We start from the raw sequence: 25,162 nt of genomic DNA, 5'->3' as shown, positions 1-25,162 counted from the left end.
TTGAGAAGCCTCAATGTTTGAATCCGTGGTGAACCTTCACCACGGACAAGCATCATGCCGCAAGCACGCTATCGCAGGACAACCACCAGCCACGCGATCCACGCCATTGTGCGCCGCAGCGGCCAGATGGCCGGGGAACTGCTGGCGCTGACCAGCCTTTTTCTCGGGCTGTTCGCCAGCCTGCTGACGGCGGCCAGCTTTCTGCATTAAAACCTAGCCGCATGGCCCGCTAGTCCTTTCCGTCGTCGAGCAGCGCCTGCTCTTTTTCGTCGCTCGGCATGTGGCGCACATCGCGGCCTTCGACCAGGTAGTAGATGTACTCGCCGATGTTCTTGGCGTGGTCGCCGATGCGCTCCAGCGACCGGGCGATCCAGATGGCGTTGAGTATGCGGCTGGTTTTTCGCGGCTCTTCGGCCAGATAGGTGTAATACTGTCGCAGGATTGCCTCGTACTCGTCGTCGACCTTCTTGTCGGCGCGAAAAAGGCTGACCGCGACTTCCGGCACCATGCGCACGAAGCCGTCGAGCGCATCGCGCAGCATGGTGCGCACGTGCCCGGCCATGTTTTCCAGTTCGTAATAATTGTTTCGCGGCCGCTCGGACTCGGTCAACACGATCGCCACACGGGCGATTTTTTCGGCCTCGTCGCCGATGCGCTCCAGGTCGTTGACGGTCTTGACGATGGCCATGACCAGGCGCAGATCGCTGGCCGTGGGCTGACGTCGCGCCAGGATCTGCATGGCTTCCTCATCGATGCGCTTTTCCATGAGGTTGACCTGATCGTCGGCGGCAATGACGGCCTCGGCCTTTTCGGTGTCGCCTTCCACCAGCGCGGCGATGGCGTCGGCAAGCATCTCTTCGGTGGTGCCCGCCATTTTCATGACGTGGCTGCGCAGGGCCTCCAACTCTTCGTTGAAGCGGCGCGAGATGTGCTGATCAAAGTACTTTTCCATTCGATTCGCTCCAGCGAAATCTTAGATTGGCAACCCGCTTAGACAGTCAATCATCCGTAACGTCCGGTGATGTAGTCTTCGGTCGCCTTCCTGGCAGGGTTGGTGAACAGCTTGGCGGTGTCGTCGAATTCGATCAGTTCGCCAAGATACATGTACGCGGTGAAGTCCGAAACCCGCGCCGCCTGCTGCATGTTGTGGGTGACAATCACAATCGTATACTTTTCTTTCAGCTCGATCATCAGTTCCTCGACTTTTGCCGTGGAAATCGGGTCCAGCGCCGAACACGGCTCGTCGAGCAGAATGATTTCCGGCTCGATGGCGATCGCGCGGGCAATCACCAGGCGCTGCTGCTGTCCGCCGGACAGGCCGAAGGCATTGTCCTGCAAACGATCCTTGACCTCGTCCCACAGCGCTGCAGCACGCAAGGCCTTTTCGACCACCTCGGCCAGAGTGCGCTTGTTGCTGACCCCCTGCAGGCGAAGACCGTAGGCCACGTTTTCAAAAATGGACTTCGGGAAGGGATTGGGTTTCTGAAACACCATGCCGACCCGCCGGCGGTGTTCGGCGACGTCGACGTCGCGGCTGTGAACGTCCTGGCCGTCGATGATGATCTGACCGTCGATCTTGCAGATATCGATCAGGTCGTTCATCCGGTTGAAGCAGCGCAGCAGGGTCGACTTGCCGCAGCCGCTGGGCCCGATGAAAGCGGTCACGCGGTTGCGGGGAATCTTCAGATTGATGTTTTTCAGGGCCTGGTCGGCGCCGTAGAACAGATTGAGATCCTTGACTTCGACGGCGATATCCTCGCGCTGGATGTTCAGCGACCTGCGGCTGCGATCGAACTGTCCGGCCGAAACCTTCACGGCGTCTTCGGGTTGGGTCTTTTCGTTCATGGGTATGCTTCCAGTACGGGATCAATCGCCTTCGGCGCGGTACTTCTCGCGCAGGCGGTTGCGAATGGCGATGGCCGTGAGATTGAGCACGAGAATCAGCACGACCAGGGTCAGCGCGGTGGCGTAGACCAGCGGGCGGGCCGCCTCCACGTTCGGGCTCTGAAAGCCGACATCGTAGATATGAAAGCCCAGATGCATGATCTTGCGATCCAGGTGAATAAACGGAAACTGTCCGTCCACTGGCAGGCTGGGCGCCAGCTTGACCACCCCGACCAGCATCAGCGGCGCGACTTCGCCGGCGGCCCGGGCCACCGCCAGGATCAGACCGGTCATCATGGCCGGCGCCGACAGCGGCACGACCACTTTCCACAGCGTCTCCCACTTGGTCGCCCCAAGCGCCAGCGAGCCCTCGCGAATGGTTCGCGGAATACGCGCCAGCCCTTCCTCGGTCGACACAATCACTACCGGCAGGGTCAGCAGCGCCAGCGTCAGCGAGGCCCAGAACAGACCCGGCGTGCCGAAGGTCGGCGCCGGCAGGCGCTCCGGGTAGAACAGGTTGTCGATCGACCCGCCCACCAGGTAGACGAAAAAGCCCAGGCCGAATACCCCGAATACGATCGAGGGCACCCCGGCCAGGTTGTAGACCGAGACCCGGATCATCTTCAAAAGCGGCCCCTGCCTGGCGTATTCGCGCAGATAAATCGCGGCCAGGACACCGAACGGCGTAACGAACACCGACATGATCAGCACCATGGTCACGGTGCCGAAAATCGCCGGGAAAATCCCGCCTTCGGTGTTGGCCTCGCGCGGGAAACCGGTCAGGAAATCCTTGATCCTGTGGCCGTAGAAGGCCAGCTTTCCGGGCGGGCTCAAGGCGTTGTTGCGCGAGGCCATGACGATGTTCGAGAGATTGATGGGGGTCTCGATCCCGTTCGCTGTCTGTGCGATCAAGACATCCCGACGCGCGCGCTCCTGCAGTTCCTCGCGCTGGATGCGAAGGACCTCGTATTCGGCCTCCAGCGCCTGGCGGCGCTGGTCGATGACGCGCTGGATCGGTGCGCGCTCGGCCGCCGGGAGCTGGCGGTGATCCATCTTTCGTTCTTCCAGCCGCAGGCGCTCCAGCTCACCGTTGATCCGCCCGATCTCATAGCGCTCGATCTGCTGAATCTGACCGTGCAGCTCGTTGGCGCGGACAATGCGCTCCTGCAGCACCGGCCACAGCTCATCGCCCCCTGCGACCGGCACGCCGGCCTCTTCCAGCCGCAGCGGGTAGCCGTAGAAGTTACCCCACTCCCGACGCTCGACCATCATGGCGTTTTCGGGATAGCGGAAATCCGACAGCGTCGATTCCAGGTACCAGACGAAATCGCGCCCGGTGATATCACGATTGCCCACCTTGAACAGGTGGCGAGTCACCAGGATCGCATCATCGTCGATGATCTGGCCCGACTCGCGGATGCGATCGGCGGGCAGGGTTTCGGAGTTGGTGACGACGCCCAGCACCCGGACCTGCTCACCCTCGACCACGGCCGTGGTTTCGACGATCGGCGACGGCCAGAAGTGGCTGAAACCGCGCACCGCGATCAGCAGCAGCAGGCCGACGACCATGATCACCGAGATGCTCAGCGCGCCGCCAATCATCCAGATCCACGGATCGCCGGATTTGAACCAGTTACGCATGGCGATAACCTTTAAAGATTGCTGTAGCGCGCGCGCAGGCGCTGGCGGACGATTTCGGCGATGGTGTTGACCACGAAGGTGATGGCAAACAGCACCAGCCCGGCCAGAAACAGAATACGGAAATGGGTCGAGCCCACCGCCGTTTCGGGCAGTTCGACGGCAATATTGGCCGAGAGCGTGCGCATGCCTTCGAAAATGTTGAAATTGAGGACCGGACTGTTGCCGGTGGCCATGAGCACGATCATGGTCTCCCCGACCGCGCGCCCGAAGCCGATCATCACGGCCGAGAAAATGCCGGGGCTGGCGGTGAGCAGCACCACCATGGTCACCGTCTGCCAGGCGGTCGCGCCCAGCGCCAGCGAACCCTGGGTCAGGTGTTTGGGCACGGTAAAGACCGCATCCTCGGCGATCGAAAAAATCGTCGGGATGACCGCAAAACCCATGGCGATGCCGACAACGAGAGCATTGCGCTGGTCATAGGTGATCCCGATATCGGTAAACCACTGGCGCATCGAGCCGTCGAAAAACCAGATCTCGATCAGCGGCGAAAGGCTGACCATCAGCCAGGTCACGCCGACGATGACCGGCAGCAAAAAGACCGCCTCCCAGCCGGGCGGAACGCGGTTGCGTACGTGCCGCGGCAGCCGCGAGAACAGATAGGCCACCAGCAAGAAAGCCACCGGCAGGCCCACCAGGACGGTAAAGACCACCGGAATATGGTTTTCGATGAACGGCGCCAGCCACAGCCCGGCCAGAAAACCGAGAATCACGGTGGGTAAGGCTTCCATCACCTCGATGGTGGGTTTGACGAAGCCGCGCAGTCGAGGCGACATGAAATACGCCGTGTAGATGGCCCCGGCGATGGCCAGCGGCATGGCGAACAGCATGGCGAAAAAAGCCGCCTTGAGGGTGCCGATCGTCAGCGGGACCATCGAGTACTTGGGCTCGAAGGCGTCGGAACCCGACGAGGCCTGCCAGACGTACTCCGGGTCCGAGCGGCCTTCGTACCAGACCTTGCCCCACAAGGCCTTGAGCGAATACTCGGGGTGTTCGTTCCAGACGCTGAACCCGTGTATCCGACCCTGGTCGTCCTGGGCGACAACGTGGTTGTTGACCGGCGAGACGGCCACGGCGGTCAGCGGGCGATCGCTGACCTGCTTCAGGTACAGCGTGCGCGCCGAGGTGCCGTAGTGAATGCCAAGACCGCCGCTGTCGTCCACGGCCACGAAGCCTTTTCTGCTGTATTCCGGCTGGATCGCGGTAATCGCGCCGTCGTGGCGGGAAAACTCGCGGGCCTGCTCGAGGAAAAAGATATTGTCCCCGGCGTCTTCAGTCTCGTCACGGACCAGGAACCACTGCGCAAGCCGGCCAGAAGAAGTACCGACGACAAAGGAAAACGTACCGTTGAGGAACTGCATCGCCGTGATCTGCTCGCCGGCTTCAGAAGCGATCTGGCGATCACGAAGCAGGGCGTCGCCGGGCCTGGAGATATCCCAGTAGATGAGATTACCCTGCTGGTCGGCCCCGATCAGGTTCCAGAGATTCGCGCTGAGCTGCAGATGCTCGACCGGCTCGAGCAGGGTCGGGAGCTCGTAGGCCCGACGCTCGATCTGCTGATCCCCGGTCATGAAATTGGTCTTGACCTGGTAGCGCACGAACAGCATGCGGCCATCGGCACTCTGCGCGGCGACGCCGATGTCCTCGCGCGCTGCCTGGACGGTAATCGCGGTCAACGCGACCCCGTCTTCATCGACCACCACGGGCGCATCACCGACCGGAAAAACCGGCGCCGGGGCGACGACCCGAACACCCTCTTCGGGAAACTGCAGCTCGAACTCATGATCGACGACGATGGCGGTGCCGTCGGACAGGCCGAAAACCGTGCGCCGGGATCTGGGCTCGCCGTTGCCGAAACTCGTCACGCTGACCCCGGGGGGAATGTTCAGATCAATCTCTTCGAGCAAGGCGCCGGTATCGCGCTCGAAGTAAAACAGCCGGCCCGAGGCGCTGTAGCGCATCACGATCTCGCCGTAGCGCTCCAGCCCCAGCAGCGGCGTTTCCTCGCTCGCCCCAGCCGGCAGCTCGTAGGAATAGGCGGGCTCCACGGTCGCCCCGCGCAAAAGCGGAACAACCTCGCTGAACAGGTAGACGAAAATCAGGGCCAGGGCGATGACCACGCCCCCGCCGCCGGCGCGCACCATCCACCGGGCTGCGCCGTCGGCCAGATACCGCCGCTGGCGGCGACGGGCCATGGCCTCCCGGGACGGCAGGTAGGATGAGTCGCTCAAGGCTTCGGACGTGCGGTTGACGGAGTTAGTCATTGTCGGCCAGAAAGATCAGAATGTCCAACCGCCCGACCCATTGTGCAACAGCCCCGGAAGACCGGGGCTGCTGCAGGTAGGCGCGATTTGGCGCGTGAGGTCAGGCGAAGATCAGATCCCCAGCTCGTTTCGAATCCGCAGCGCGACCGGGGCCGGTAGCGGGATATAGCCATCGCGCACCACCACTTCCTGGCCCTGCTTGGAGAGCACCATGCGGAAGAATTCTCGCTCCAGCGGGGTGAGGTCGCGATTCGGGTGCTTGTTGACGTACACGATCAGCATGCGCGACAGCGGGTAATCGCCGGTGGCCGCGTTGGTCGCATTGGGCGCATAACAACTGTCTTCGCCGACCGGCGCGAGATCGATGGCCTTGACGCCGGAGGTGATGTAGCCGATACCCGAATAGCCGATACCGTTGAGCGATTCGGTCACGCCCTGGACGACCGAGGCCGAGCCGGGCTGTTCGTTGATGGACGGCTTGAAGTCACCGCCGCACAGCGCGTTGTCCTTGAAAAAGCCGTAGGTGCCCGAGACCGCGTTGCGGCTATAGAGCGCAAAGTCGCGATTGGCCCAGGCGCCGCTCAGTCCAAGCTCGCCCCAGCGGGTGATGTTGTCGGCCGCGCCGCAGCGACGACCGACGGAAAACACCGCATCGACCTCTTCGAGCGTCATGCATTCGATGGGATTGTCCTTGTTGACGTAGACCGCCAGCACGTCGATGGCGGTACCCACCATGGTCGGCGGATAACCATGGCTGTCTTCAAAGGCCTGGATTTCGGACGAGCGCATCGGACGGCTCATGGGGCCGAAATTGGCCGTGCCTTCGGTCAGCGCCGGCGGGGCGGTGGACGAACCGGCCCCCTGAATCTGGATATTGACGTTCGGATAGTAGTCCTGGAACTCCTCGGCCCACAGGGTCATGAGGTTGTTCAGCGTGTCCGAACCGATGGAAGTCAGGTTGCCGGAGATGCCGGAGACCGGCTCATACTCGGGCAGATCGGGATCCACCTCGGCAAAGACCGAGCCAGCGGCCAGGGCGGCACCGAGGACTCCGGCGGTGCAGAGTTTTCCAAACATTTTCTTGGCTCCTTTCGGGAAGGTAAGGGAACTGCAGAATCTATCTCTTTGCAAGCTTAGTGACGATCCATGACAGACTGATTACAGCGTCGACCCGGGCTTCAAGCCGGCACGAGGTCAGCTCAGCGCCACCGGAGGCGCCGAGACAACGACCACCCGATCGGCCGGAAAACGACAGCGAAACGTGCTGCCCTGCCCGGGCGTGGACTCGACCTCCAGCCGCGCGCCGTGGCGCTGGAGCACGTGCTTGACGATGGCCAGACCCAGTCCGGTACCCCCTTTGCTGCGACTTCGGGCGCTGTCGATGCGATAGAAGCGCTGGGTAATGAACGGCAGGTGACGCTCTTCGATCCCGATCCCGCCATCGGCGACTTCGAAGCTGGCGCCGCCGTCATCCTCCCGCCACCAGCTCACCTCGATTCGCCCCCCGGCCGGGGTATAGCGGATGGCGTTGAGCACCAGGTTGGAAAAAGCGCTGTAGAGTTCGTTCTCGGCGCCGAGCACGTTCACCGGCTCGCATCGGGTCAAATGCAGATCGTGACCGGAACTGTCCTGCAGCCGCGAATCGTCGAAGATTCGCCGAATCATCGCGGGGACGGCCACCGACTGATCACCGGCCTGCTCGTCCTCGGTTTCCAGGCGAGACAGTTCGAGCAGATCCTCGACCAGGGACGTCATACGCCGCGTTTGCCGCTGCATTTCCTGCAGCGGTTCGCGCCATTCTTCGGTCAGGGGGCCATCTTCGGCCAGGCTCTCGAGATAACCGGCAAGCACCGTGAGCGGCGATCGCAGCTCGTGCGAGGCGTTGGCGACGAAGTCCCGGCGCATCGCCTGCAGGCCAAGAATCTTGGTGACATCCCGAAACAGGGCGAGATACTGGTTGGAACCGTAAGGGATCAGCCGAGCCGAAAGGCTGCGCGTCTCGTCGGCCGGCGAGCGGATGATGATCGGCTCGTCGTAAGCTCTGGCCTCCAGGTAGGCCGCCAGGGTGGGGCTTCGCACCAGGTTGGCCAGCGGCTGGCCCAGATCGCGCTTGGAGGACAGGCACAGCAGTCGTTCTGCCGCACTGTTGAACCACAGCATGCGATGCTCGCCGTCGAGCACCAGCGAGCCGTCCGGCATGGCGGCGGTCGACTCTCTGAATTCGCGAATGACCTTGGCCAGTCTTTTCTTGCGCTTGTAGTAGCGCTTCTGCAGGCGAAAATAGTCGTCGAACACTTCGCCCCAGATACCCCAGGACTCCGGCGGATTGCGCTGCCGGCCCCTGCCCAGCCAGCGCTCGAGCTTGCGCAGTTGGACAAAATGCCGCCCCAGCAAGGCCAAGAGCGCCGCGCTCAGCCACCACCCGGTCGCGCCGAACAGCCAGCCGCCGAGCAGCGCCAGCGCCAGCAGGCCGGCCAGGAAGTACGCCTCGGCAAGCCAGGCCTTGCGCATCAGGTCCGAACTCTGGTGGAGAAACGGTAGCCGGCACCGCGCACGGTCTGCACGAAACGATCCTTGCGATAGGGCTTGAGCACCTTGCGCAGGCGCAGGATATGGACATCCACGGTGCGCTCTTCGACGTACACGCCGCCGCCCCAGACGTGATCGAGCAGCTGCGCCCGCGAGTAGACGCGATCGGGGTGGGACATGAAGAACTTCAGCAGACGATATTCGGTCGGCCCCAGATCCAGCGGCTCGTTGTCGGCGAACACGCGGTGGCTGGCGACGTTGAGCACGAGGCCGTCAGCGCTGACCTCGTCGTCGCCGTCGGCCGGCGAAGTCCGGCGCAGCACGGCGCGAATCCGGGCGATCAACTCGCGCGCCGCGAAGGGCTTGGTGATGTAGTCGTCGGCGCCGCTGTCGAAACCGCGAATCTTGTCGTCTTCCATGCTGCGCGCGGTCAGCATGATCACCGGCAGATCCCGGGTCAGATCGTCGCGGCGCAGGGCGCGGGCAAACTCGGGGCCGCTCATGTCGGGCAGCATCCAGTCGAGCAGGACCAGGTCGGGGCGCTGATCGGCCAGGGCCACCCGGGCCGACTGGCAGTCTTCGGCCTCGATCGTTTCAAAACCGGCACGCGAGAGGTTGAAGGCCACCATGCGGCGAATGGCTTCGTCATCTTCGACCAGCAGTATGCGCTGCACGGCGATTCCTTGTTTCGCAGACTTCCTCACCGGCTATTGCATCAAGTCAATATGACAGCTCAATGAAGCGCCCCCAATCAGTCTCGATACTGCGCCAGCGCCGAGGCCAATGCGCGCTGGACGGCGCTGCGCAGGAAGTCGGGCGCCAGCACCTCGACATCGTCACCGTAGCGCAGGATTTCCATCTGCAGCTCCCGATCCTGCCCAAACGGCAACTCCAGCTCGTAGCTGCCGTCGCTCTGCCACGCCCCGCGCTGGTCGGGATGCCACATTTCCTCGGCCGCCCAGCGCGCGGCCTCCGGGCTGAACCGCAGCGCGGCCCGGTGTTCGGCGGGACCGGAAAAAATCCCGAAAGCGGCATCGAGCTGACGCCCGATCACATCGGGATCCACCTCGCGCGCGGGCTCTTCCAGGCGCTTGAGCGAGCGAATACGCTCCAGCGAGAAACTGCGCAAGCCCTCGGCGCGATGACACCAGGCGTCCAGGTACCAGCGATCCCGGTAGCTGGTCAGGCGCTGGGGCGAGACCTCGCGCGAGCTGACGTCGTCGCGCCGGCGGCCGTGGTACTCGATGCGCAGGCGCTGGCGTCCGAACAAGGCGCCCAGTACGTCTTCAAAAAGCGCCCCGGGCACGGGCCGGCCGGCATCCTTGCGGATATGAATGCGCTCGGGCTGAGCAGAAAAATCCAGGCCCTGCTGATCCAGCAGCTGATTGATGCGCTCCTGCACCCCCAGCAGTTCGCCTTCCAGCAGGCCGGGCTGAACGGTGCCGAGCACGTGGCGCGCGATCAGCAGCGCCTGCAGCTCTTCGGGGCTGATCCACAGACCCGGCAGTTCGAAATGCCCGGCCAGGCTGCGATCGTAATAGAACCCGCGTCCGTCTTCCGCCTGTTCCAGGGGCGCGCCCAGGCGGTCGCGAAGCTCTGCGATCAGACGGTACAGGGTCGCCTGGCTGCAGCCCAGTTCCTCCATGAGCACCTGACGCGAAACCGGCGTGCGCCGCTGGCGCAGTATGTCGTGCAGGTGATAGAGGCGCTCCCGGCGGGACATACGGCCGTCAGCCGCCGGCGTCCAGGCAGGTCTTGCAGCGCCCGTAAATTTCCAGCACCTGGTGACGAGTCCGGAAACCGTGGTCGCGGGCGGCATCGTCCAGGGCCTGGATCAGACTGTGGTCGTGTACTTCGGTGACCGTCTGGCAGCGCTCGCAGATCAGGAACTGGCCCTGGTGCTGGTGGTCCGGGTGGATGCAGCTGACAAACGCGTTGAGCGTCTCCAGCCGATGAATGAAGTGGTTTTCAAGCAGGAAATCCAGCGCCCTGTAGACGGTGGGCGGAGCGGCACCCGGACGCTCGCGCTTGAGCTCATCGAGAAGATCATAGGCCTTGACCGGTCCGTCAGCGGCCAGGATCATTTCCAGCACCCGTCGTCGAGTCGCCGTCAATCGCAGGCCTTGCGCCCGGCATTGACGCTCGACTTCTCCGATCACCTTGCTGGCATTCATGACCTCGAGTGTAGCAGGCCTCGCTCTCGCTTCAGGCATTGGCAGCGCGCTCGGCAATCCACGCCAGCGCCCGCTCGATCCGCGCCAGGCTGCGATCGCGCCCGACCAGCCACAGGGTCTGATCGATGGCCGGCGACTGGCCGTGGCCCATCAGCGCCACCCGCAGCGGCATGCCGATCTTGCCGAACCCGATTTCCAGGGCGTCGGCGGTTTCCTGGACCGCTGCCTGCAGGCGCTCGGGTGACCACTCCGACAGGCCCTGCAGCCGCTGCAGCAGCGCGCGCAAGGGTTCGGCCGCGACCGGACGAAGATGCTTTTTCGCCGCGCCGGCATCGAAGGCCTCGAACTCGGCGTAAAACGATCGACTTTGCTCGACCAGTTCGACCACGGTATCGAAGCGCTCGGCCTGCACGGCCAGCAGATCGGTCAGCTGTGGCCCGGCTGCCGAATTGAGTCCGGCGCGCTCCATGTGCCAGGCCAGTTCAGACACGGCCTGGTCGCGGTCGCCTTCGCGCAGGTAATGCTGGTTGAGCCACTTGAGCTTTTCGGTATCGAAGCGCGATGCCTTGCGGTTGACGTCCTCGATTCGGAACAAGTCGACCAGCTGGCGGCGCGAGAAAACCTCCTGGTCGCCGTGCGACCAGCCCAGGCGCGCCAGGTAGTTGACCATGGCATCGGGCAGATAACCCTGTTCGCGCCAGGCCATGACGCCGACCGCCCCGTGGCGCTTGGACAGCCGCTGGCCGTCGTCGCCGAGGATCATCGGCACATGGGCAAACTCCGGTGGTTCGGCACCGAGGGCGTGGTACAGGTTGATCTGGCGCGGGGTGTTGTTGATGTGGTCGTCGCCGCGAATGACCAGGCTGATGTTCATGTCCAGGTCATCGACCACCACGGCAAAGTTGTAGGTCGGCGTACCATCACCGCGCGCGATGACCAGGTCATCGAGCTCGCTGTTGGCGATCTCGATCCGTCCGCGTACCCGGTCTTCGAAAACCACCGTGCCTTCATCGGGATTGCGGAAGCGGATCACCGGCTCGACCCCCTCCGGGACGTCTTTACGGTCGCGGCAGTGACCGTCGTAACGCGGTTTCTCGCCGGCCGCCATGGCAGCAACCCGCAGCGCCTCAAGCCGCTCGCGCGAACAGTAGCAGCGATAGGCCAGGCCGGCCTCGAGTAGCTGATCAATGACTTCGCGGTAGCGTTCCTGACGCTGACTCTGATAGAACGGCCCTTCGTCGTGCTCCAGACCCAGCCAGGCCATGCCGTCCAGAATGGCCTGGACCGAGGCATCCGTGGAGCGCTCGCGGTCGGTGTCTTCGATGCGCAGAACGAACTCACCCCCGGTGGCGCGCGCTGCGAGCAGGCAAAAAAGCGCCGTGCGGGCGCCGCCGATATGAAGAAAACCCGTCGGCGAAGGTGCAAAGCGGGTGCGGATGGGAGACGAAGCGTCGGTCATGGAAGATGGCGTGCCTGCGGAAAAGCCTTTTATTTTAGCGTATTGTCATCACAGCGAAGATTGGCCGAATCAGCTATAACGTCCGGCAAAAGCCTTGGCGCGCATGCCACGGCAACTGTCCGGAACCGTGTTGCCACCACCGCGTATTTCATGCAATCAGAGTCACTCGCCATCGACCCTTCCCACGAAGGCCCAGCAGCCTCTCACCGCCGCTGGCGCCCGCGCGGGCCGGGGCCCGGGCGCGTGCTGCTGGGGCTGGTCATCCTGCTGTTCGGAGTGTCCGGCGACAGCGGGCTGAATTTCGTCGAAAAAGTTCAGGCCCGGGGCACTCTGGTCATGCTGACGCTCAACGGCGCCAGCACCTACTACATCGGCGCGGACGGCGAAACCGGATTCGAGTACGACCTGGCCCAACATTTCGCCGAGCGCATCGGCGTGCCGCTGGAGGTCATTCCGGTCGACGCCATTGGCAGCCTGATCCCGACCCTGGAGTCCGGCCGCGGAGACTTCATCGCCGCCAACTTCAGCCGAACGCCGGCGCGGATGGAGACGCTGCGTTTCGGGCCGGCTTACGAAAACGTGCGACCCGTGGTGGTTTATCGGCGCGGTAGCCGACGCCCGGAAGACCTCGATGACCTGAGCGACGGGGAACTGGTGATTCCCGCCGGCACCGTCTACGCGCCGTGGCTGGCGCGCAATCATCCCGCGGTGAGCTTGCGCGAGGACCCGGACGCCAGCGTTGAGGACCTGCTTGACGCCGTCAGCGGGGAGACCATCACCTACACCATTCTCGATTCCAACGTCTTCGAACTCAACCGCCGCTTCTTTCCGGCCGTGCGCAAGGCCTTCGAGTTGCCGGTCGCCCAGGAGCTGGCCTGGGCAACGCGGCGGCGTCACGACGATTCCCTCGCCCAACAGATGCGCGAATTCTTTTACCAGGCCGATCAGAACGGCATGCTGGCCGACGTCCGCCAGCGCCACTACGACCACCTGGACACCTACGAGCCGGTCGGCACTTTTACCTTCATGCGCCAGGTGCGCGATCGCCTGCCGGAACTGCGCTCTTGGTTCGAGGAGGCTGCCGTGGATACCGGACTGGACTGGCGCCTGCTGGCCGCTGTCGGCTACCAGGAGTCGCACTGGGATCCGCAAGCGACCTCGCGCACCGGCGTGCGCGGCGTGATGATGCTGACCCGGCGCACGGCTCAGCAGCTGGGAGTGGAGAATCGTCTGGATCCGGCCCAGAGCATTCACGGCGGCGCCCGTTACCTGGTGACCATGCTAGAGCGCGTCCCTGAGCGCATCGAATACCCCGACCGACTCTGGCTGGCACTGGCGGCCTACAACATCGGCTATGGCCACCTCGAGGACGCGCGCGTGCTGACCCAGCGCCAGGGCGGCGACCCGGACCGCTGGCTCGACGTGCGCGAGCATTTGCCGCTGCTGACTCAGGAACGCTGGTACCGGCAAACCCGGTTCGGCTACGCCCGCGGCTACGAGCCGGTGCACTTCGTCGAAAACGTGCGCACCTTTTTTGAAATCCTGTCGTGGATGGAGGGCCGCGAGCACCCGCTGCTGGCCGACGCCGGCAACCCGGGCGGGGAAGAAGACTGAAAGAACCGGGCCCGGTTCAGCCGCGATCCTGCGCCAGCCAAAGACAATGCCCGGCCGCTGCCGCGATAGATTCCAGACGCTGCTGGTGAGCGGCGAATTCCTCGGCGCTGGGGCAGATCGCCACCAGCGCCGATCGGTCGATTTCGACGCGGTCCTGACCGCCGAGCTCGATCGCAGGATCTGCCGCCAGTTCCAGCCCCAGGTCGACCTGGCCGCCGGTCATGGCCAGGTAGACCTCGGCCAGCAGCTCGGCATCGAGCAGCGCGCCGTGCAGGTCGCGGCGCGAGTTGTCGATCTCGTAGCGCTTGCACAGCGCATCCAGGCTGACCCGCTGCCCTGGATGCAGTTCGCGCGCCAGCACGACGGTATCGAGCACCGAGGCGACCTGCTCGACCCGCACCGCTTCGGTGCTGCCCAGCCGCGCCAGTTCGGCGTTGAGGAAGCCGACGTCGAACGGGGCGTTGTGGATGATCAGCTCGGCGTCGCGGATGAAATCCAGGAAATCCTCGACGATATCGCCGAAGCGCGGCTTGTCGGCCAGGAAATCGTCGGTGATGCCGTGCACGTGCAGCGCGCCGCTCTCGACCGCCCGCTCGGGGTTGAGATAGACGTGATAGTGGCGCTCGGTGATCCGCCGGTCGTTGATTTCCAGGCAGCCGATCTCGATGATGCGGTGGCCGTCGGCGTGCTCGAGTCCGGTGGTTTCGGTGTCCAGAACGATTTGTCGCACTTTTACTCCTTCAGGAATCAATCAGCGTCCCGGCATGACGCGGCGGGCGGCGGCGCTGGCCAGCTGGTCCGCGCGCTCGTTTTCCGGGTGCCCGCTGTGGCCCTTGACCCACGCCCACTGGACCTGATGCCGGGCAACCGCCAGATCCAGTCGCTGCCACAGATCGACGTTCTTGACCGGTTTTTTGGCCGAGGTTTTCCAGCCGTTTCGTTTCCACTGCCGCATCCACTCGCTGATGCCTTTGCGCACGTATTGCGAGTCGGTCGTGACCAGGACCTCGCAGGGGCGCTTGAGGGTTTCCAGCGCCTGGATGGCGGCCATCAGCTCCATCCGGTTGTTGGTCGTCGCTGACTCACCGCCGGACAGTTCGCGCTCGGTTCCGTTCCAGCGCAGCAAGGCACCCCAGCCGCCGGGTCCGGGATTGCCCAGGCACGCCCCATCCGTCCAGACTCGTACCGGCTCGCTCATGCCGCCCGGCACTGGGCGGCCGCGGAGGGTGCCGCGGCGAACCGCGGCTCGCGAAACTTCAGCCGCCGGATGCGCGCCGGGCGCGAGGGTTTCCTCGCCAGCAGCGCCAGAACCGGCGTCAGCCCCGGCACCAGCCCTTGCCAGAAATTGCGCCCCGGGGTACCAAGCGTCAGCTGACGGCGCGCGTGCAGCATCTGGAACTGCGGCCAGCTTGGAAGCCACAGTGCCTGGCGTCCCAACTCCTGCCAGGCTGAGCGATGCCAGGGATTGGCGGTCACCGAGATCAGCCAGCCTCCGGGCCGCAGCATCCGCAGCGCTTCGTCCAGCGGATCACAAGGGCGCCCGGGCTGCCAGGCGTGACGCAGGATCATCGCCGGCACCGATTCGCTGTCCAGCGGCAGCGCGTCCAGCGGTGAGCGGAACGGCCAGCAGAAACCCTCGGCGTTGAACAGCACGCGGCAGCGTTTCAGTCCGAGCTCCGGCGACGGGCTGGTGACCGGGGCAAATTCAAGCACCCACTCGGCCGACTGCCCGTCCAGCAGCGCCTCGACCAGGCGGCTTTCGGCGGATTGCAGGGCGACGAAGGGGCTGGGTTTGGCTGGCACGGTAAGATGATCTCAAAAGACCGCCGAAAGCATACCAGAAGGAGGCAAAGATGCCGCTGCAGATCCAGGCCGTCCCCGCGTTCGAAACCAACTACATCTGGGTCCTGCACGATGAACAGCGATGCGCCATCGTCGACCCGGGCAGCGCGGCGGAAGCCCTGGAATTCCTCGACCGCCACGGGCTGAACCTGTGCGCCCTGCTGCTGACCCACCACCACGCCGACCACATCGGCGGCGTCGACGAGCTGCTGGCACGCCAGCGCGTCCCGGTGTGGGGCCCGAAAGATACGCGCATGCCGCAGGTCAACCACCCGCTCTCGGAGGGTGATCGAGCCGAAGTGCCCGAACTGGGGCTGAGCTTCGAGGTGCTGGAGACCCCGGGACACACCCGCAGCCACATCGTTTTTCACGACCCGGCCCGCCTGCTGGCCGGCGACACGCTGTTCTCGGCCGGCTGCGGGCGCCTGTTCGAAGGCACGCCGAAACAGATGCAGCGCTCGCTCGACAAGCTCGGTCCTCTGGCCGACCAGACCGAAGTCTACTGCGCCCACGAATACACCCGCGACAACTGCCGCTTTGCCCTGGAAGTCGAACCCGACAACGCCGCCCTGCAGGAATGGGCCGCCGAAGTCGAGCGACGGCGCGCGGACGATCGCATCACCCTGCCCGTGCGCCTGGGCCACGAGCGCGCGGTCAATCCCTTTCTCAGAACGCGCGAGCCGAGTGTGATCGAGGCCGCCAACCGGCGCGAGCCCGGCACCGGCGACGACCCGGCCGCCGTGTTCGGCGTCATCCGGCGCTGGAAGGACGCTTTCTAGCGGCGCGAAACTTTCGTAAACCATCGCTGCGTTATACTCTATCGCTTGATCGCGATAGAAGGATAAGCTCATCAATCTCGAGCTCATCAACCGCCACTGTACGCTGCTGGCCGATGCCACGCGACTGCGCCTGCTGGCGCTGCTGGAGGACGAGGAACTGACCGTCGCCGAGCTGGCCCAGGCCACCCGGCTGGCCCAGCCGCGGGTGTCGACCCACCTGGCGCGGCTGCGCGAGGCGGGCCTGGTGGCCGACCGGCGCGACGGCGTCTCGGTCTATTACCGCCTGGCCGCGGTGGCGGACCAGCCCGAACTGCACCGCCTGTGGCAGCTGTTTAGGACCGAACTCGACGACGCCCTGATCAGCGAGGACGCCGAGCGCCTGCCCGACGTGCTGCTGCAGCGCGGCAGCGGCCGCAGCTGGCCGGACGCGGTGGCCGGTGACATGGAGCGGCGCTATTCGCCGGGGCGCAGCTGGGAAGCGACCGCACGCGCCCTGGTTCAGCTGCTCACGCCCGGCCGGGTGCTCGACATCGCCTCCGGCGACGGCGTCATGGGCGAACTGCTGGCCGGACGCGCCGAGCGCATCGACTGCATCGACGTGTCGGAAAAAGTGGTCGCGGCCGGGCGCGAGCGCGTGGCCGGGCTGGACCACGTCCACTTTCATCGCGGCGACATGCACGCCCTGCCCTTCGCCGATGGCGCCTTCGACACCGTGCTGCTGCTGCATGCCCTGACCTACAGCCATCAGCCTCAGCTTGCCCTGAGCGAAGCCGGGCGGGTGCTCGCCGCCGGGGGCAAGCTGCTGCTCGCCACCCTGCACCAGCACCGCTACCCCGAACCGGTGCGCGCCTACGGTCACGTCAATACCGGTTTTCGCCCGCAGCAGCTCAAGGCCATGGTTGACGAGACCGGCCTGGCGACCCGCTTTTGCGACATCACCTCGGTCGAGCGGCGCGCCCCGCACTTCAAGATCATCACTCTTCTGGCAGATAAATCATGACGCTGAACTGGTACAACCCCGAACGCGTGCAGCAACTTCAGGCCGCCCTGGCCGAGCGCATCCTGTTGCTCGACGGCGCCATGGGCACCATGATCCAGGCCGCCGGCCTGGACGAGGACGACTATCGCGGTCAGCGCTTCGCCGATCATGGCGACGATCTCAAGGGCAACAATGACCTGCTGACACTGACCCGGCCGGATCTGATCAGCGATATCCACCACCGCTTTCTGGCCGTGGGCTGCGACCTGATCGAGACCAACACCTTCAACGCCAACCGGATCAGCCAGGCCGACTACGCCCTGGAGGACCGGTCGGAAGAAATCAATCGCATCGCCGCCGAACTTGCCCGACAGGCCTGCGCCGAATTCGAGGTCAAAGACCCCGCCAAGCCGCGCTTTGCGGTCGGCATCCTCGGCCCGACCAACCGCACCGCCTCGATCTCGCCGGACGTCTCGAACCCCGGCTACCGGGCCGTGACCTTTGACGATCTGGTGCTGGCCTATCGCGAAGCCGCCCGCGGTCTGCTCGACGGCGGGGCTGATGCGATCATGATCGAGACCGTGTTCGACACCCTCAACGCCAAGGCCGCCGTGTTCGCCGTCGAGGAAGAATTCGAAGCGCGCGGGGCGCGCTGGCCGCTGATGATTTCCGGCACCATCACCGACGCCAGCGGGCGCACGCTCTCCGGGCAGACGCCGGAAGCCTTCTACTATTCGGTCGCCCACGCCCGGCCGTTTTCCGTCGGCTTTAACTGCGCGCTCGGCGCCGACCAGCTCAAGGCCCACGTCCGGGCGCTGAGCCGGATCGCGGCAACGCGGGTCAGCGCCCACCCCAACGCCGGGCTGCCGAACGAGTTCGGCGAGTACGACGAGAGCCCCGAGGACATGGCCAAGGTCATCCGCGGCTATGCCGAGGAAGGCCTGGTCAACATCATCGGCGGCTGCTGCGGCACCACCCCGGACCACCTGGCCGCGATTGCCGAGGCGATTCGCGGCTTCGCCCCAAGAGCACAGCCAGAGGCCCAGGCGGCATGAGTCACGGCGACAACAGAGAAAAACGCCACACCCGACTGAGCGGCCTCGAGCCGCTGGTGATTACCCCGGAGCTGGGTTTTGTCAATATCGGCGAGCGCACCAACGTCACCGGGTCGGCGCGCTTCAAGAAGCTGATCCTCGACGAACGCTACGACGAGGCGGTCGAAGTCGCCCTGCAGCAGGTCGAAAACGGCGCCCAGATCATCGATGTCAACATGGACGAGGGCATGCTCGACGCCGAGCACGCCATGGTGACCTTCCTCAACCTGATCGCCGCCGAGCCCGATATCGCCCGGGTCCCGATCATGATCGACTCGTCCAAGTTCAAGGTCATCGAGGCCGGCCTGAAATGCCTGCAGGGCAAGGGCGTGGTCAACTCGATCAGCCTGAAAGAAGGCGAGGCCTCTTTTCTCGAGCAGGCCCGGCGCATCAATCGCTACGGCGCCGCCGTCGTGGTCATGGCCTTCGACGAAAGCGGCCAGGCCGACAGCGCCGAGCGCATGCTCGAGTGCCTGTCGCGCGCCTACCGGCTGCTGACCGAGCAGGCCGGGTTTGCGCCCGAAGACATCATTTTCGACCCCAATATCTTCCCGGTCGCCACCGGCATCGAGGAGCACGACAACTACTCGGTCGAATTCATCACCGCCGCGCGCGAGCTCAAGAAACGCTTTCCGCACAGCCACGTCTCCGGTGGCGTTTCGAACATGTCGTTTTCGTTTCGCGGCAACGACCTGGTGCGCGAGGCCATGCACTCGGTCTTTCTCTACCACGCCACCCGCGCCGGCATGGACATGGGCATCGTCAATGCCGGCCAGCTGGCCGTCTACGACGACATCGACCCGGAGCTGCGCGAACTGGTCGAAGACGTGGTCCTCAATCGCCGCGCCGATGCCACCGAACGCCTGCTCGAGGCGGCCGAGCGCTTCAAGGGCGAGGGCCGGCGCGAGGAAAAGGACGAGGCCTGGCGCGAAAAACCGGTCGCCGAGCGGCTGAAGTACGCCCTGGTCAAGGGCATCGACAAGTACGTGACCGAAGACACCGAGGAAGCGCGCCAGGCCCACGCCAGCTCGCTGGAGGTCATCGAAGGACCGCTGATGGACGGCATGAACTACGTCGGCGACCTGTTCGGCGACGGCCGCATGTTCCTGCCCCAGGTGGTCAAGTCGGCCCGGGTGATGAAAAAAGCCGTGGCTCACCTCGTGCCCTACCTGGAAAAAGAAAAAAAGGTCGGCGACAAGAAGGGCAAGATCCTGATGGCCACGGTCAAGGGCGACGTCCACGACATCGGCAAGAACATCGTCGGCGTGGTCCTGGCCTGCAACGGCTTCGACATCGTCGACTTGGGCGTCATGGTGCCGGCCGAAAAGATCCTGGCCGAGGCCCGGGCCCACGAGGTCGACGTGATCGGGCTGTCCGGACTGATCACGCCGTCGCTGGACGAGATGGTCAGCGTGGCCGAGGCGATGCAGCGCGAAGGCTTCGAGATGCCGCTGATGATCGGCGGGGCGACCACCTCCAGAGCCCACACCGCGCTCAAGATCGAGCCCTGCTACGAGCACGGGGTGGTCTGGGTCAAGGACGCCTCGCGCTCGGTCGACGTGGCGCGCAAGCTGGCCAGCCCGAAAAACCGGGTCGACTACCTCGAAACCATCGCCGCCGACTACCAGGACTATCGCGAAGGCGCGGCCGCCAAGCGCTCGCGCAAGCCGCTGATCAGCCTGGCCAAGGCGCGCGAGAAAGCCTACCAGCCGGACTGGTCGGCCCATCAGCCGAAAGCCCCGCGCCGGCCCGGCATCCACCAGATCGACGACTGGCCGCTGGAAGACCTGGTTGGCTACATCGACTGGACGCCGTTCTTCCGCACCTGGGAACTGGCCGGGCGCTATCCCGATATTCTCGACGACGAGGTGGTCGGCGAAACCGCCAGAAGCCTGTTCGACGATGCGCGCGCCATGCTCGACAAGATCGTGGCCGAACGCTGGCTGACCGCCAGCGGCGTGTGCGCGCTGCTGCCGGCGGCCAGGGACGGCGACGACGTTGTGCTCTACACCGACGAAAGCCGCAGCGAGGTGCTCGAACGCTTGGTCTGCCTGCGCCAGCAGGCCGACAAGAACAGCGAGAACCTGTGCCTGGCCGATTTCGTCGCCCCGGCCGACTCTGGAGTCCCTGACTGGGCCGGACTGTTCGCGGTGACCGCCGGCCTCGGTATCGAGGAAGCAGCCCAGCGGCTGCCCGAACACGACGACTACGCCGACATCATGCTCAAGGCGCTGGCCGATCGTCTCGCGGAGGCCCTGGCCGAGGCGCTGCATGCCAAGGTCCGGCGCGAGCTGTGGGGCTACGCGGCCGACGAAAATCTGGCCAACGAAGACCTGGTCGGCGAAAAGTACCGCGGCATCCGCCCTGCCCCCGGCTATCCGGCCTGCCCGGACCACAGCGAAAAAACCAAGATCTTCGACCTGCTCGACGTCCCGGGCCGCCTAGGCATGCAGCTGACCGAGAACTTTGCCATGCTGCCCACCGCCGCGGTCAGCGGCTACTACTTCGGCCACCCGGACTCGAAATACTTCGTGGTTGGCAAGCTCGCAAAAGACCAGGTCGAGGACTATGCCCGGCGCAAGGGCATTGATGTGGCGACGGCCGAGAAGTTTCTGCGGCCCAATCTTTCCAACGAGGCCTGACAGCCAGCTGCGGGATAGCCTTTCTTATTCTGGGCTTCGGAGCCGGCAGGGGCGGGGATGACCCCCTTCAGTTCGACGCGTGGCGAGGCCTTCAGGGGGTCATCCCCGCCCCTGCCGTTGGGCCTGTGGTGCTGCCGAAACTCTCCCGACCTCGTCGAAGTCGTCCTGTCTTAAATTGCTCCTGACCTCAAGGCGAGCCGGTGGGGAGGCATCGCTGAAGGCCTCGCCACGCGTCGAACTGAAGCGATGCCCTCCCCACCGGCTCGCCGCCGAAGCCACTCAGGGCTGATGCTATATGCCCCTACCAGACCAGATCGTCCGGCACCGGCGGGTAATCCGAACCGTCGTCCTCGGGCTCTTTGGGCGACAGGTCCGGGACCAGGTCAGGCGCGATCGCCCGAAAGGCTTCCATGGTTTCCAGGCTGACCAGCAGGTAAGAGCCGCGCAGCGATACCACGCCCAGTTCGCCGTTGTTGAGCTGCTCGCGCTGCTCGGGCGTGCACAAGACGCGCCGGATTCGGCCCAGGTGCTCGAAATAGCGCGGGCAGTCGGCATCTTTGCGGTTCAGGGTCTGACCGCTGATGAGCGCATCGAGCTGCAGGTTGCGCTTTCGCCGCGCCTCCTGGGCAGCGACGCGCTCCTTTTTGATGCGCTCTTTTTCAGCCGCCTCGGCCTGCTCCCGGGCCTTGTAGGCGCGCGCCAGGTCCGACTCGGCCGCCGACATCGGGCGACGCTTGCCCGCCTTGGCTCGCGGCTGCTTGCCGGAGCCGGCGCGCCCGGAAACACCAGCTTTACGCGCCGGCCTGGGCTTCCTTCGCGAGGGTTTGGGCTTTTCTTCGGTCAGCCCTGCATTGAGCAGGGCGTCTTGCAGCGATCCCATGGCGACTGGCCGCGGTTCGATCAGTCCGACTGGACTTCAAGTAACTCGACCTCGAAGATCAGGGTCGAGTTGGGTCCGATCGGGCCCGGGCGACCCTGCTCACCATAGGCCAGATCGGCCGGGATGAAGAATTCGTAGATCGCGCCTTCCTGCATCAGCTGGACCCCTTCGGTCCAGCCGGGGATGACCTGGTTGAGGGCAAACGTGGCCGGCTCGCCGCGAGCGCGGGAGCTGTCGAATTCGACCCCGTCGATCAAGGTACCGACGTAGTGAACGGTCACCTGGTCGGTGGCCTCGGGGCTGGCTCCGTCGCCTTCCTCGATGACCCGATACTGCAGGCCGGACGGGGTTTCCTGCACGTCCGGGTTATCGCGATTCTGGGCCAGGAAAGCCTCTCCCTGCTCCAGGTTGCGCTCGGCTTCCACGCCACGCTCCTGCTCCATTTCCTGCTGCCGGCGCTGCATGAAGGCGTCGCGTTCGGCCAGGGCTTCTTCCTGGGTCAGGCGGGTTTCTTCGCCAGCATAAGAGGCGCGCAGGGCTTCCACCAGCAGGTCGATATCGAGTTCCATGCCTTGCTCGGACAGCGATTGGCCGATGTCCATGCCAATCGTGTAGCTTAAACGTTCTTCGGGTGTTTCCATCGCCGCGACCAGCGCGGGAAAAGACATCGCGGCAACGAGCGCGACAACAGGCAATTTGTGATTACGCATGGACTCTTGACTCCTTGAGCAGGGGAAAACGTGATGTAGCGTGAATGGTACCAGATCGACCGCGGTTGGCCGCTTGAGACGCTTGCATCGAAAAAATGCTTGACTCCGTCATGGTGTGCTACTAGACTATTACACCAACACGTTAAATCAAGGAGAACCTCATGCTGCCAATCGCCAGAAACAATGCGTTTCACGTTCCCCACGGGCTGGCCGCCCTGGCCGCAGCCGTTTGCCTGGTTCTCGCTTTCACCTCTGATTTCAGCCAGCGCCAGAAGCAGGTGCTCGACGCACAGGCCGATCCCGCCGCGTGGGTCGCAACCGCCGCGGATGACCCGCGCCCCGACATCACGCCGAAAGGCGACGCGAGGCCGGGTGACAAGATGTCATCGCGGTCGACCACGCGCTGGATTCCATGGTTTCCGGGTCTGCGTCCGGGTGGTGGATGAGCGCTCAATGGGATGACAACCAGCCGATCTACTGGCAGCTGCGCGAACGCACGGTAGCGGCCATTCTTGACGGGGCCCTGGAAGAAGGGCAGCCTCTACCCTCGGTGAGACAGGTCGCGGTCGACTTTCAGATCAACCCACTGACCGTCTCCAAGGCCTATCAGTCGCTGGTTGATGACCAGCTGGTGGAAAAGAAACGCGGTGTGGGCATGTTCGTGTGCCCCGGCGCTCGCGCACGACTGCTGGCCAGTGAGCGAGAGCGCTACCTGACCGAAGAATGGCCCCGCCAGGCGGACAAGATCCGCCAGCTGGGCCTGGATGTCGAAGAACTGATCCGGGCAGCGACCCCATCAGGTGAGGAGTCAACATGAATGCAATCATCAAGGCACGCGGACTGCGGCGAAGCTTCGGCCAGGTGCACGCTCTGGATGGTATCGATCTGGACATTCCGTCCGGCCGCATCGTCGGCCTCATCGGACCCAACGGCGCCGGCAAGACCACGGCCCTGAAGGCCATCCTCGGGCTGTCAAGCTATCAGGGCGAACTGTCGGTGCTGGGTCTGGATCCGGCCCGGCAACGCGACCAGTTGATGCAGGACGTCTGCTTCATCGCCGATGTCGCCGTCCTGCCGCGCTGGGCACGGGTGCATCAGATCATCGACCTGACCGAGCGCCTGCATCCAAACTTCAGCCGCAAGCAGTGCCTGCATTATCTTGAGGCCACCCGCATCCGGCCCCAGGCGCGTATCAGGACGCTTTCCAAAGGCATGGTGGTGCAACTTCACCTGGCGCTGGTCATGGCCATCGATGCCCGCCTGCTGGTGCTCGACGAACCCACGTTGGGCCTGGATATCCTGTTTCGCAAGCGCTTTTACTCCAACCTGCTCAACGAATACTTCGACGAGGAGCGGACCATCGTGATCACCACCCACCAGGTCGAGGAGGTCGAACATATCCTGACCGACCTGGTCTTCATCAAGGATGGACAATTGGTGCTCAACCAGTCGATGGAGGCCATCCACGAGCGCTATACCGAAGTGATGGTCCGTCCCGACCAGGTCGAGCAGGCCCGCGCCCTTGCCCCCCTGCACGAGCGGGTGCTGTTCGGGCGCCACATCCTGCTGTTCGACGAGCCGGACCGCGAAAAGCTCGCGTCGCTGGGCGAGATTCATCGACCCAGCGTGGCGGACCTGTTCGTTGGGTTGATGGGAGACAACGCATGAGCACACTCGCCAATCTCTGGTCGCTGATGCGGCGTGAAGTCTGGGAGAGTCCTTTCGCCTTCAAGTGGACCCCGCTGGGCATCGGCGGACTGATCATTCTGTTCACCATCGTGGTGCTGGTCCTCGGCTCTCGCTTCGACGCGCAAATGGCCTTTACCGTGGACGCCATGCGCATGTTTGCCGACATGCCACCGGAACAGAAGCGACTGCTGGTCTCGGGTGCCTTGTTTGCCAGCTCCAACCTGGTTTTGCAGGTCATGCTGCTGATTATCCTGTTCTACCTGGCCGGCAGCCTGTACGACGACCGCAAGGATCGCTCCATTCTGTTCTGGAAGTCGCTGCCGATCTCTGACCGCGTGACCGTGCTGTCCAAACTGCTGACCGCCTGCATCATGGTGCCGGCGCTGTTTCTGGGCGCGATCATCCTGACCCACATCGTCCTGCTGCTGATCGCCAGCAGTTATGCCCTGATGGCTGAGATCAACCCCCTGACCCACCTTTGGTGGCCGGCAAGCCTGCCGCGTCTGTGGTCGGTAATGGCCCTGGGGCTGCTGGTCCAGGCGCTTTGGCTGCTGCCGATTTACGGCTGGCTGCTGTTCTGCTCGTCCTGGGCACCGCGGCTCCCCATCCTGATCGCGATCGCCATTCCGGCCGGCTTGAGTATTGCCCAGCACAGTTACAGCCTGATCTCGGGGTTCCGCCTGCCCGAGCTCAATCTGGGCTTGATCATGCTCAAGCGTCTGGGCAGCGGCGTTTTGCCGGGCAACACCACGATCAACCTCGGCAACGGTCTGGAAGAACTGCAATTCAGCGAAGATCTCTACCTGAGCTTTTCGGGCGTTCTATCCCATCTGCTCAGGCCGGAAATGTGGATCGGGCTGCTCATCGCGGCCGTGTTGATCTTCGGCGCGATTTTCTTCCGGCGCCGGGCGACGGACCAGTAAGG

General features: G+C 64.3%; 23 protein-coding genes and 1 pseudogene. 9 read left to right on the top strand and 15 right to left on the bottom strand.

Annotated features, from left to right (window positions below; genetic code table 11):
- The first annotated feature begins 54 nt into the window (after window positions 1-54).
- On the top strand, window positions 55-210 hold the full coding sequence (locus G3I74_RS14465) for a hypothetical protein (RefSeq protein WP_164212314.1): 156 nt from the start codon (window positions 55-57) through the stop codon (window positions 208-210).
- Between the two features lie 19 nt (window positions 211-229).
- Here G3I74_RS14465 and phoU read toward each other — a convergent pair whose 3' ends face one another.
- From phoU to gltX, 10 genes are all read right to left on the bottom strand, one after another.
- The gene (gene phoU, locus G3I74_RS14460; protein ID WP_164212313.1) at window positions 230-952 is read right to left on the bottom strand and encodes a phosphate signaling complex protein PhoU; all 723 of its coding nucleotides are present in this window, start codon (window positions 950-952) and stop codon (window positions 230-232) included.
- A gap of 50 nt (window positions 953-1,002) precedes the next feature.
- Window positions 1,003-1,845, bottom strand: a complete 843-nt coding sequence (gene pstB, locus G3I74_RS14455; protein ID WP_164212312.1) for a phosphate ABC transporter ATP-binding protein PstB — start codon at window positions 1,843-1,845, stop codon at window positions 1,003-1,005.
- A 21-nt stretch (window positions 1,846-1,866) separates the two neighbouring features.
- A complete protein-coding gene (pstA, locus tag G3I74_RS14450) occupies window positions 1,867-3,525 on the bottom strand; it encodes a phosphate ABC transporter permease PstA (RefSeq protein ID WP_164212311.1) in 1,659 nt (552 codons plus the stop codon).
- Window positions 3,526-3,536: 11 nt separating this feature from the next.
- The gene (locus G3I74_RS14445; RefSeq protein WP_164212310.1) at window positions 3,537-5,846 is read right to left on the bottom strand and encodes an ABC transporter permease subunit; all 2,310 of its coding nucleotides are present in this window, start codon (window positions 5,844-5,846) and stop codon (window positions 3,537-3,539) included.
- 111 nt (window positions 5,847-5,957) lie between these two features.
- Entirely contained in the window at window positions 5,958-6,923 is a 966-nt protein-coding gene (locus G3I74_RS14440; RefSeq protein ID WP_164212309.1) for a PstS family phosphate ABC transporter substrate-binding protein, read from the bottom strand.
- 117 nt (window positions 6,924-7,040) lie between these two features.
- On the bottom strand, window positions 7,041-8,357 hold the full coding sequence (phoR, locus tag G3I74_RS14435) for a phosphate regulon sensor histidine kinase PhoR (RefSeq protein ID WP_164212308.1): 1,317 nt from the start codon (window positions 8,355-8,357) through the stop codon (window positions 7,041-7,043).
- Window positions 8,357-9,055, bottom strand: a complete 699-nt coding sequence (phoB, locus tag G3I74_RS14430) for a phosphate regulon transcriptional regulator PhoB (RefSeq protein ID WP_164212532.1) — start codon at window positions 9,053-9,055, stop codon at window positions 8,357-8,359. The genes phoR and phoB overlap by 1 nt, the downstream gene beginning before the upstream one ends.
- A gap of 71 nt (window positions 9,056-9,126) precedes the next feature.
- A complete protein-coding gene (locus G3I74_RS14425; protein WP_164212307.1) occupies window positions 9,127-10,098 on the bottom strand; it encodes a helix-turn-helix transcriptional regulator in 972 nt (323 codons plus the stop codon).
- A gap of 7 nt (window positions 10,099-10,105) precedes the next feature.
- Window positions 10,106-10,549 carry a Fur family transcriptional regulator gene (locus tag G3I74_RS14420; RefSeq protein ID WP_203594778.1) on the bottom strand — a complete coding sequence of 148 codons (444 nt, stop codon included), beginning with the start codon at window positions 10,547-10,549 and terminating at the stop codon, window positions 10,106-10,108.
- 31 nt (window positions 10,550-10,580) lie between these two features.
- Window positions 10,581-12,008 carry a glutamate--tRNA ligase gene (gltX, locus tag G3I74_RS14415; protein ID WP_164212305.1) on the bottom strand — a complete coding sequence of 476 codons (1,428 nt, stop codon included), beginning with the start codon at window positions 12,006-12,008 and terminating at the stop codon, window positions 10,581-10,583.
- A gap of 150 nt (window positions 12,009-12,158) precedes the next feature.
- On the opposite strand from gltX, the gene mltF reads away from it, so the two are divergent.
- Window positions 12,159-13,622, top strand: a complete 1,464-nt coding sequence (mltF, locus tag G3I74_RS14410) for a membrane-bound lytic murein transglycosylase MltF (protein ID WP_164212304.1) — start codon at window positions 12,159-12,161, stop codon at window positions 13,620-13,622.
- Between the two features lie 16 nt (window positions 13,623-13,638).
- On the opposite strand, the gene dnaQ is transcribed toward mltF, so the two are convergent.
- The 3 genes from dnaQ to G3I74_RS14395 are packed head-to-tail and all read right to left on the bottom strand — an operon-like array spanning window position 13,639 to window position 15,425.
- Complete coding sequence (gene dnaQ, locus G3I74_RS14405) at window positions 13,639-14,352, bottom strand: DNA polymerase III subunit epsilon (protein ID WP_164212303.1); 714 nt, start codon at window positions 14,350-14,352, stop codon at window positions 13,639-13,641.
- A 21-nt stretch (window positions 14,353-14,373) separates the two neighbouring features.
- Entirely contained in the window at window positions 14,374-14,820 is a 447-nt protein-coding gene (rnhA, locus tag G3I74_RS14400; RefSeq protein WP_164212302.1) for a ribonuclease HI, read from the bottom strand.
- Window positions 14,817-15,425, bottom strand: coding sequence for a class I SAM-dependent methyltransferase (locus G3I74_RS14395; RefSeq protein ID WP_164212301.1), 609 nt, complete (start codon window positions 15,423-15,425; stop codon window positions 14,817-14,819). Before G3I74_RS14395 ends, rnhA begins: the two co-directional genes overlap by 4 nt.
- A gap of 50 nt (window positions 15,426-15,475) precedes the next feature.
- On the opposite strand from G3I74_RS14395, the gene gloB reads away from it, so the two are divergent.
- From gloB to metH, 3 genes and pseudogenes are all read left to right on the top strand, one after another.
- Complete coding sequence (gene gloB, locus G3I74_RS14390; protein WP_203594776.1) at window positions 15,476-16,243, top strand: hydroxyacylglutathione hydrolase; 768 nt, start codon at window positions 15,476-15,478, stop codon at window positions 16,241-16,243.
- A 70-nt stretch (window positions 16,244-16,313) separates the two neighbouring features.
- A complete protein-coding gene (locus G3I74_RS16045) occupies window positions 16,314-17,243 on the top strand; it encodes a metalloregulator ArsR/SmtB family transcription factor (protein ID WP_164212530.1) in 930 nt (309 codons plus the stop codon).
- A pseudogene (gene metH, locus G3I74_RS14375) lies at window positions 17,240-20,958 on the top strand (methionine synthase). Before G3I74_RS16045 ends, metH begins: the two are co-directional and overlap by 4 nt.
- A 301-nt stretch (window positions 20,959-21,259) precedes the next feature.
- Here metH and G3I74_RS14370 read toward each other — a convergent pair.
- Together G3I74_RS14370 and G3I74_RS14365 are read right to left on the bottom strand one after the other, a co-directional pair.
- Window positions 21,260-21,838, bottom strand: coding sequence for a DUF2058 domain-containing protein (locus G3I74_RS14370; protein ID WP_164212299.1), 579 nt, complete (start codon window positions 21,836-21,838; stop codon window positions 21,260-21,262).
- 20 nt (window positions 21,839-21,858) lie between these two features.
- Complete coding sequence (locus G3I74_RS14365) at window positions 21,859-22,548, bottom strand: FKBP-type peptidyl-prolyl cis-trans isomerase (protein ID WP_203594775.1); 690 nt, start codon at window positions 22,546-22,548, stop codon at window positions 21,859-21,861.
- Window positions 22,549-22,709: 161 nt separating this feature from the next.
- On the opposite strand from G3I74_RS14365, the gene G3I74_RS14360 reads away from it, so the two are divergent.
- From G3I74_RS14360 to G3I74_RS14345, 4 genes are read left to right on the top strand one after another with little or no spacing between them, the layout of a single operon-like run.
- Entirely contained in the window at window positions 22,710-22,994 is a 285-nt protein-coding gene (locus tag G3I74_RS14360) for a hypothetical protein (RefSeq protein ID WP_164212298.1), read from the top strand.
- Window positions 22,991-23,365 (top strand): GntR family transcriptional regulator, encoded by a 375-nt coding sequence (locus G3I74_RS14355; protein ID WP_164212297.1) that lies wholly within the window; start codon window positions 22,991-22,993, stop codon window positions 23,363-23,365. Before G3I74_RS14360 ends, G3I74_RS14355 begins: the two co-directional genes overlap by 4 nt.
- On the top strand, window positions 23,362-24,216 hold the full coding sequence (locus G3I74_RS14350; RefSeq protein ID WP_164212296.1) for an ABC transporter ATP-binding protein: 855 nt from the start codon (window positions 23,362-23,364) through the stop codon (window positions 24,214-24,216). The genes G3I74_RS14355 and G3I74_RS14350 overlap by 4 nt, the downstream gene beginning before the upstream one ends.
- Window positions 24,213-25,160, top strand: a complete 948-nt coding sequence (locus G3I74_RS14345) for a hypothetical protein (RefSeq protein ID WP_164212295.1) — start codon at window positions 24,213-24,215, stop codon at window positions 25,158-25,160. The genes G3I74_RS14350 and G3I74_RS14345 overlap by 4 nt, the downstream gene beginning before the upstream one ends.
- Window positions 25,161-25,162: the final 2 nt, after the last annotated feature.

This window comes from Wenzhouxiangella limi (assembly GCF_010499265.1).
In the GTDB taxonomy this organism is placed as follows: Bacteria; Pseudomonadota; Gammaproteobacteria; order Xanthomonadales; family Wenzhouxiangellaceae; genus Wenzhouxiangella; species Wenzhouxiangella limi.
The sequence above is the reverse complement of the archived record's forward strand: the minus strand, read 5'-3'. Positions and strand labels throughout refer to the sequence as shown.

Bases quoted from the DNA above. Each gene is read 5' to 3' on its own strand.
- G3I74_RS14420 (WP_203594778.1), bottom strand. From the start codon at position 10,549: ATGAATGCCAGCAAGGTGATCGGAGAAGTCGAGCGTCAATGCCGGGCG.
- pstB (WP_164212312.1), bottom strand. From the start codon at position 1,845: ATGAACGAAAAGACCCAACCCGAAGACGCCGTGAAGGTTTCGGCCGGA.
- G3I74_RS14440 (WP_164212309.1), bottom strand. From the start codon at position 6,923: ATGTTTGGAAAACTCTGCACCGCCGGAGTCCTCGGTGCCGCCCTGGCC.
- G3I74_RS14360 (WP_164212298.1), top strand. From the start codon at position 22,710: ATGCTGCCAATCGCCAGAAACAATGCGTTTCACGTTCCCCACGGGCTG.
- phoR (WP_164212308.1), bottom strand. From the start codon at position 8,357: ATGCGCAAGGCCTGGCTTGCCGAGGCGTACTTCCTGGCCGGCCTGCTG.
- G3I74_RS14365 (WP_203594775.1), bottom strand. From the start codon at position 22,548: ATGCGTAATCACAAATTGCCTGTTGTCGCGCTCGTTGCCGCGATGTCT.
- rnhA (WP_164212302.1), bottom strand. From the start codon at position 14,820: ATGAGCGAGCCGGTACGAGTCTGGACGGATGGGGCGTGCCTGGGCAAT.
- G3I74_RS14345 (WP_164212295.1), top strand. From the start codon at position 24,213: ATGAGCACACTCGCCAATCTCTGGTCGCTGATGCGGCGTGAAGTCTGG.
- G3I74_RS14350 (WP_164212296.1), top strand. From the start codon at position 23,362: ATGAATGCAATCATCAAGGCACGCGGACTGCGGCGAAGCTTCGGCCAG.
- mltF (WP_164212304.1), top strand. From the start codon at position 12,159: ATGCAATCAGAGTCACTCGCCATCGACCCTTCCCACGAAGGCCCAGCA.
- G3I74_RS14445 (WP_164212310.1), bottom strand. From the start codon at position 5,846: ATGACTAACTCCGTCAACCGCACGTCCGAAGCCTTGAGCGACTCATCC.
- G3I74_RS14425 (WP_164212307.1), bottom strand. From the start codon at position 10,098: ATGTCCCGCCGGGAGCGCCTCTATCACCTGCACGACATACTGCGCCAG.
- G3I74_RS14465 (WP_164212314.1), top strand. From the start codon at position 55: ATGCCGCAAGCACGCTATCGCAGGACAACCACCAGCCACGCGATCCAC.
- phoU (WP_164212313.1), bottom strand. From the start codon at position 952: ATGGAAAAGTACTTTGATCAGCACATCTCGCGCCGCTTCAACGAAGAG.
- gltX (WP_164212305.1), bottom strand. From the start codon at position 12,008: ATGACCGACGCTTCGTCTCCCATCCGCACCCGCTTTGCACCTTCGCCG.
- pstA (WP_164212311.1), bottom strand. From the start codon at position 3,525: ATGCGTAACTGGTTCAAATCCGGCGATCCGTGGATCTGGATGATTGGC.
- gloB (WP_203594776.1), top strand. From the start codon at position 15,476: ATGCCGCTGCAGATCCAGGCCGTCCCCGCGTTCGAAACCAACTACATC.
- G3I74_RS14355 (WP_164212297.1), top strand. From the start codon at position 22,991: ATGAGCGCTCAATGGGATGACAACCAGCCGATCTACTGGCAGCTGCGC.
- G3I74_RS14370 (WP_164212299.1), bottom strand. From the start codon at position 21,838: ATGGGATCGCTGCAAGACGCCCTGCTCAATGCAGGGCTGACCGAAGAA.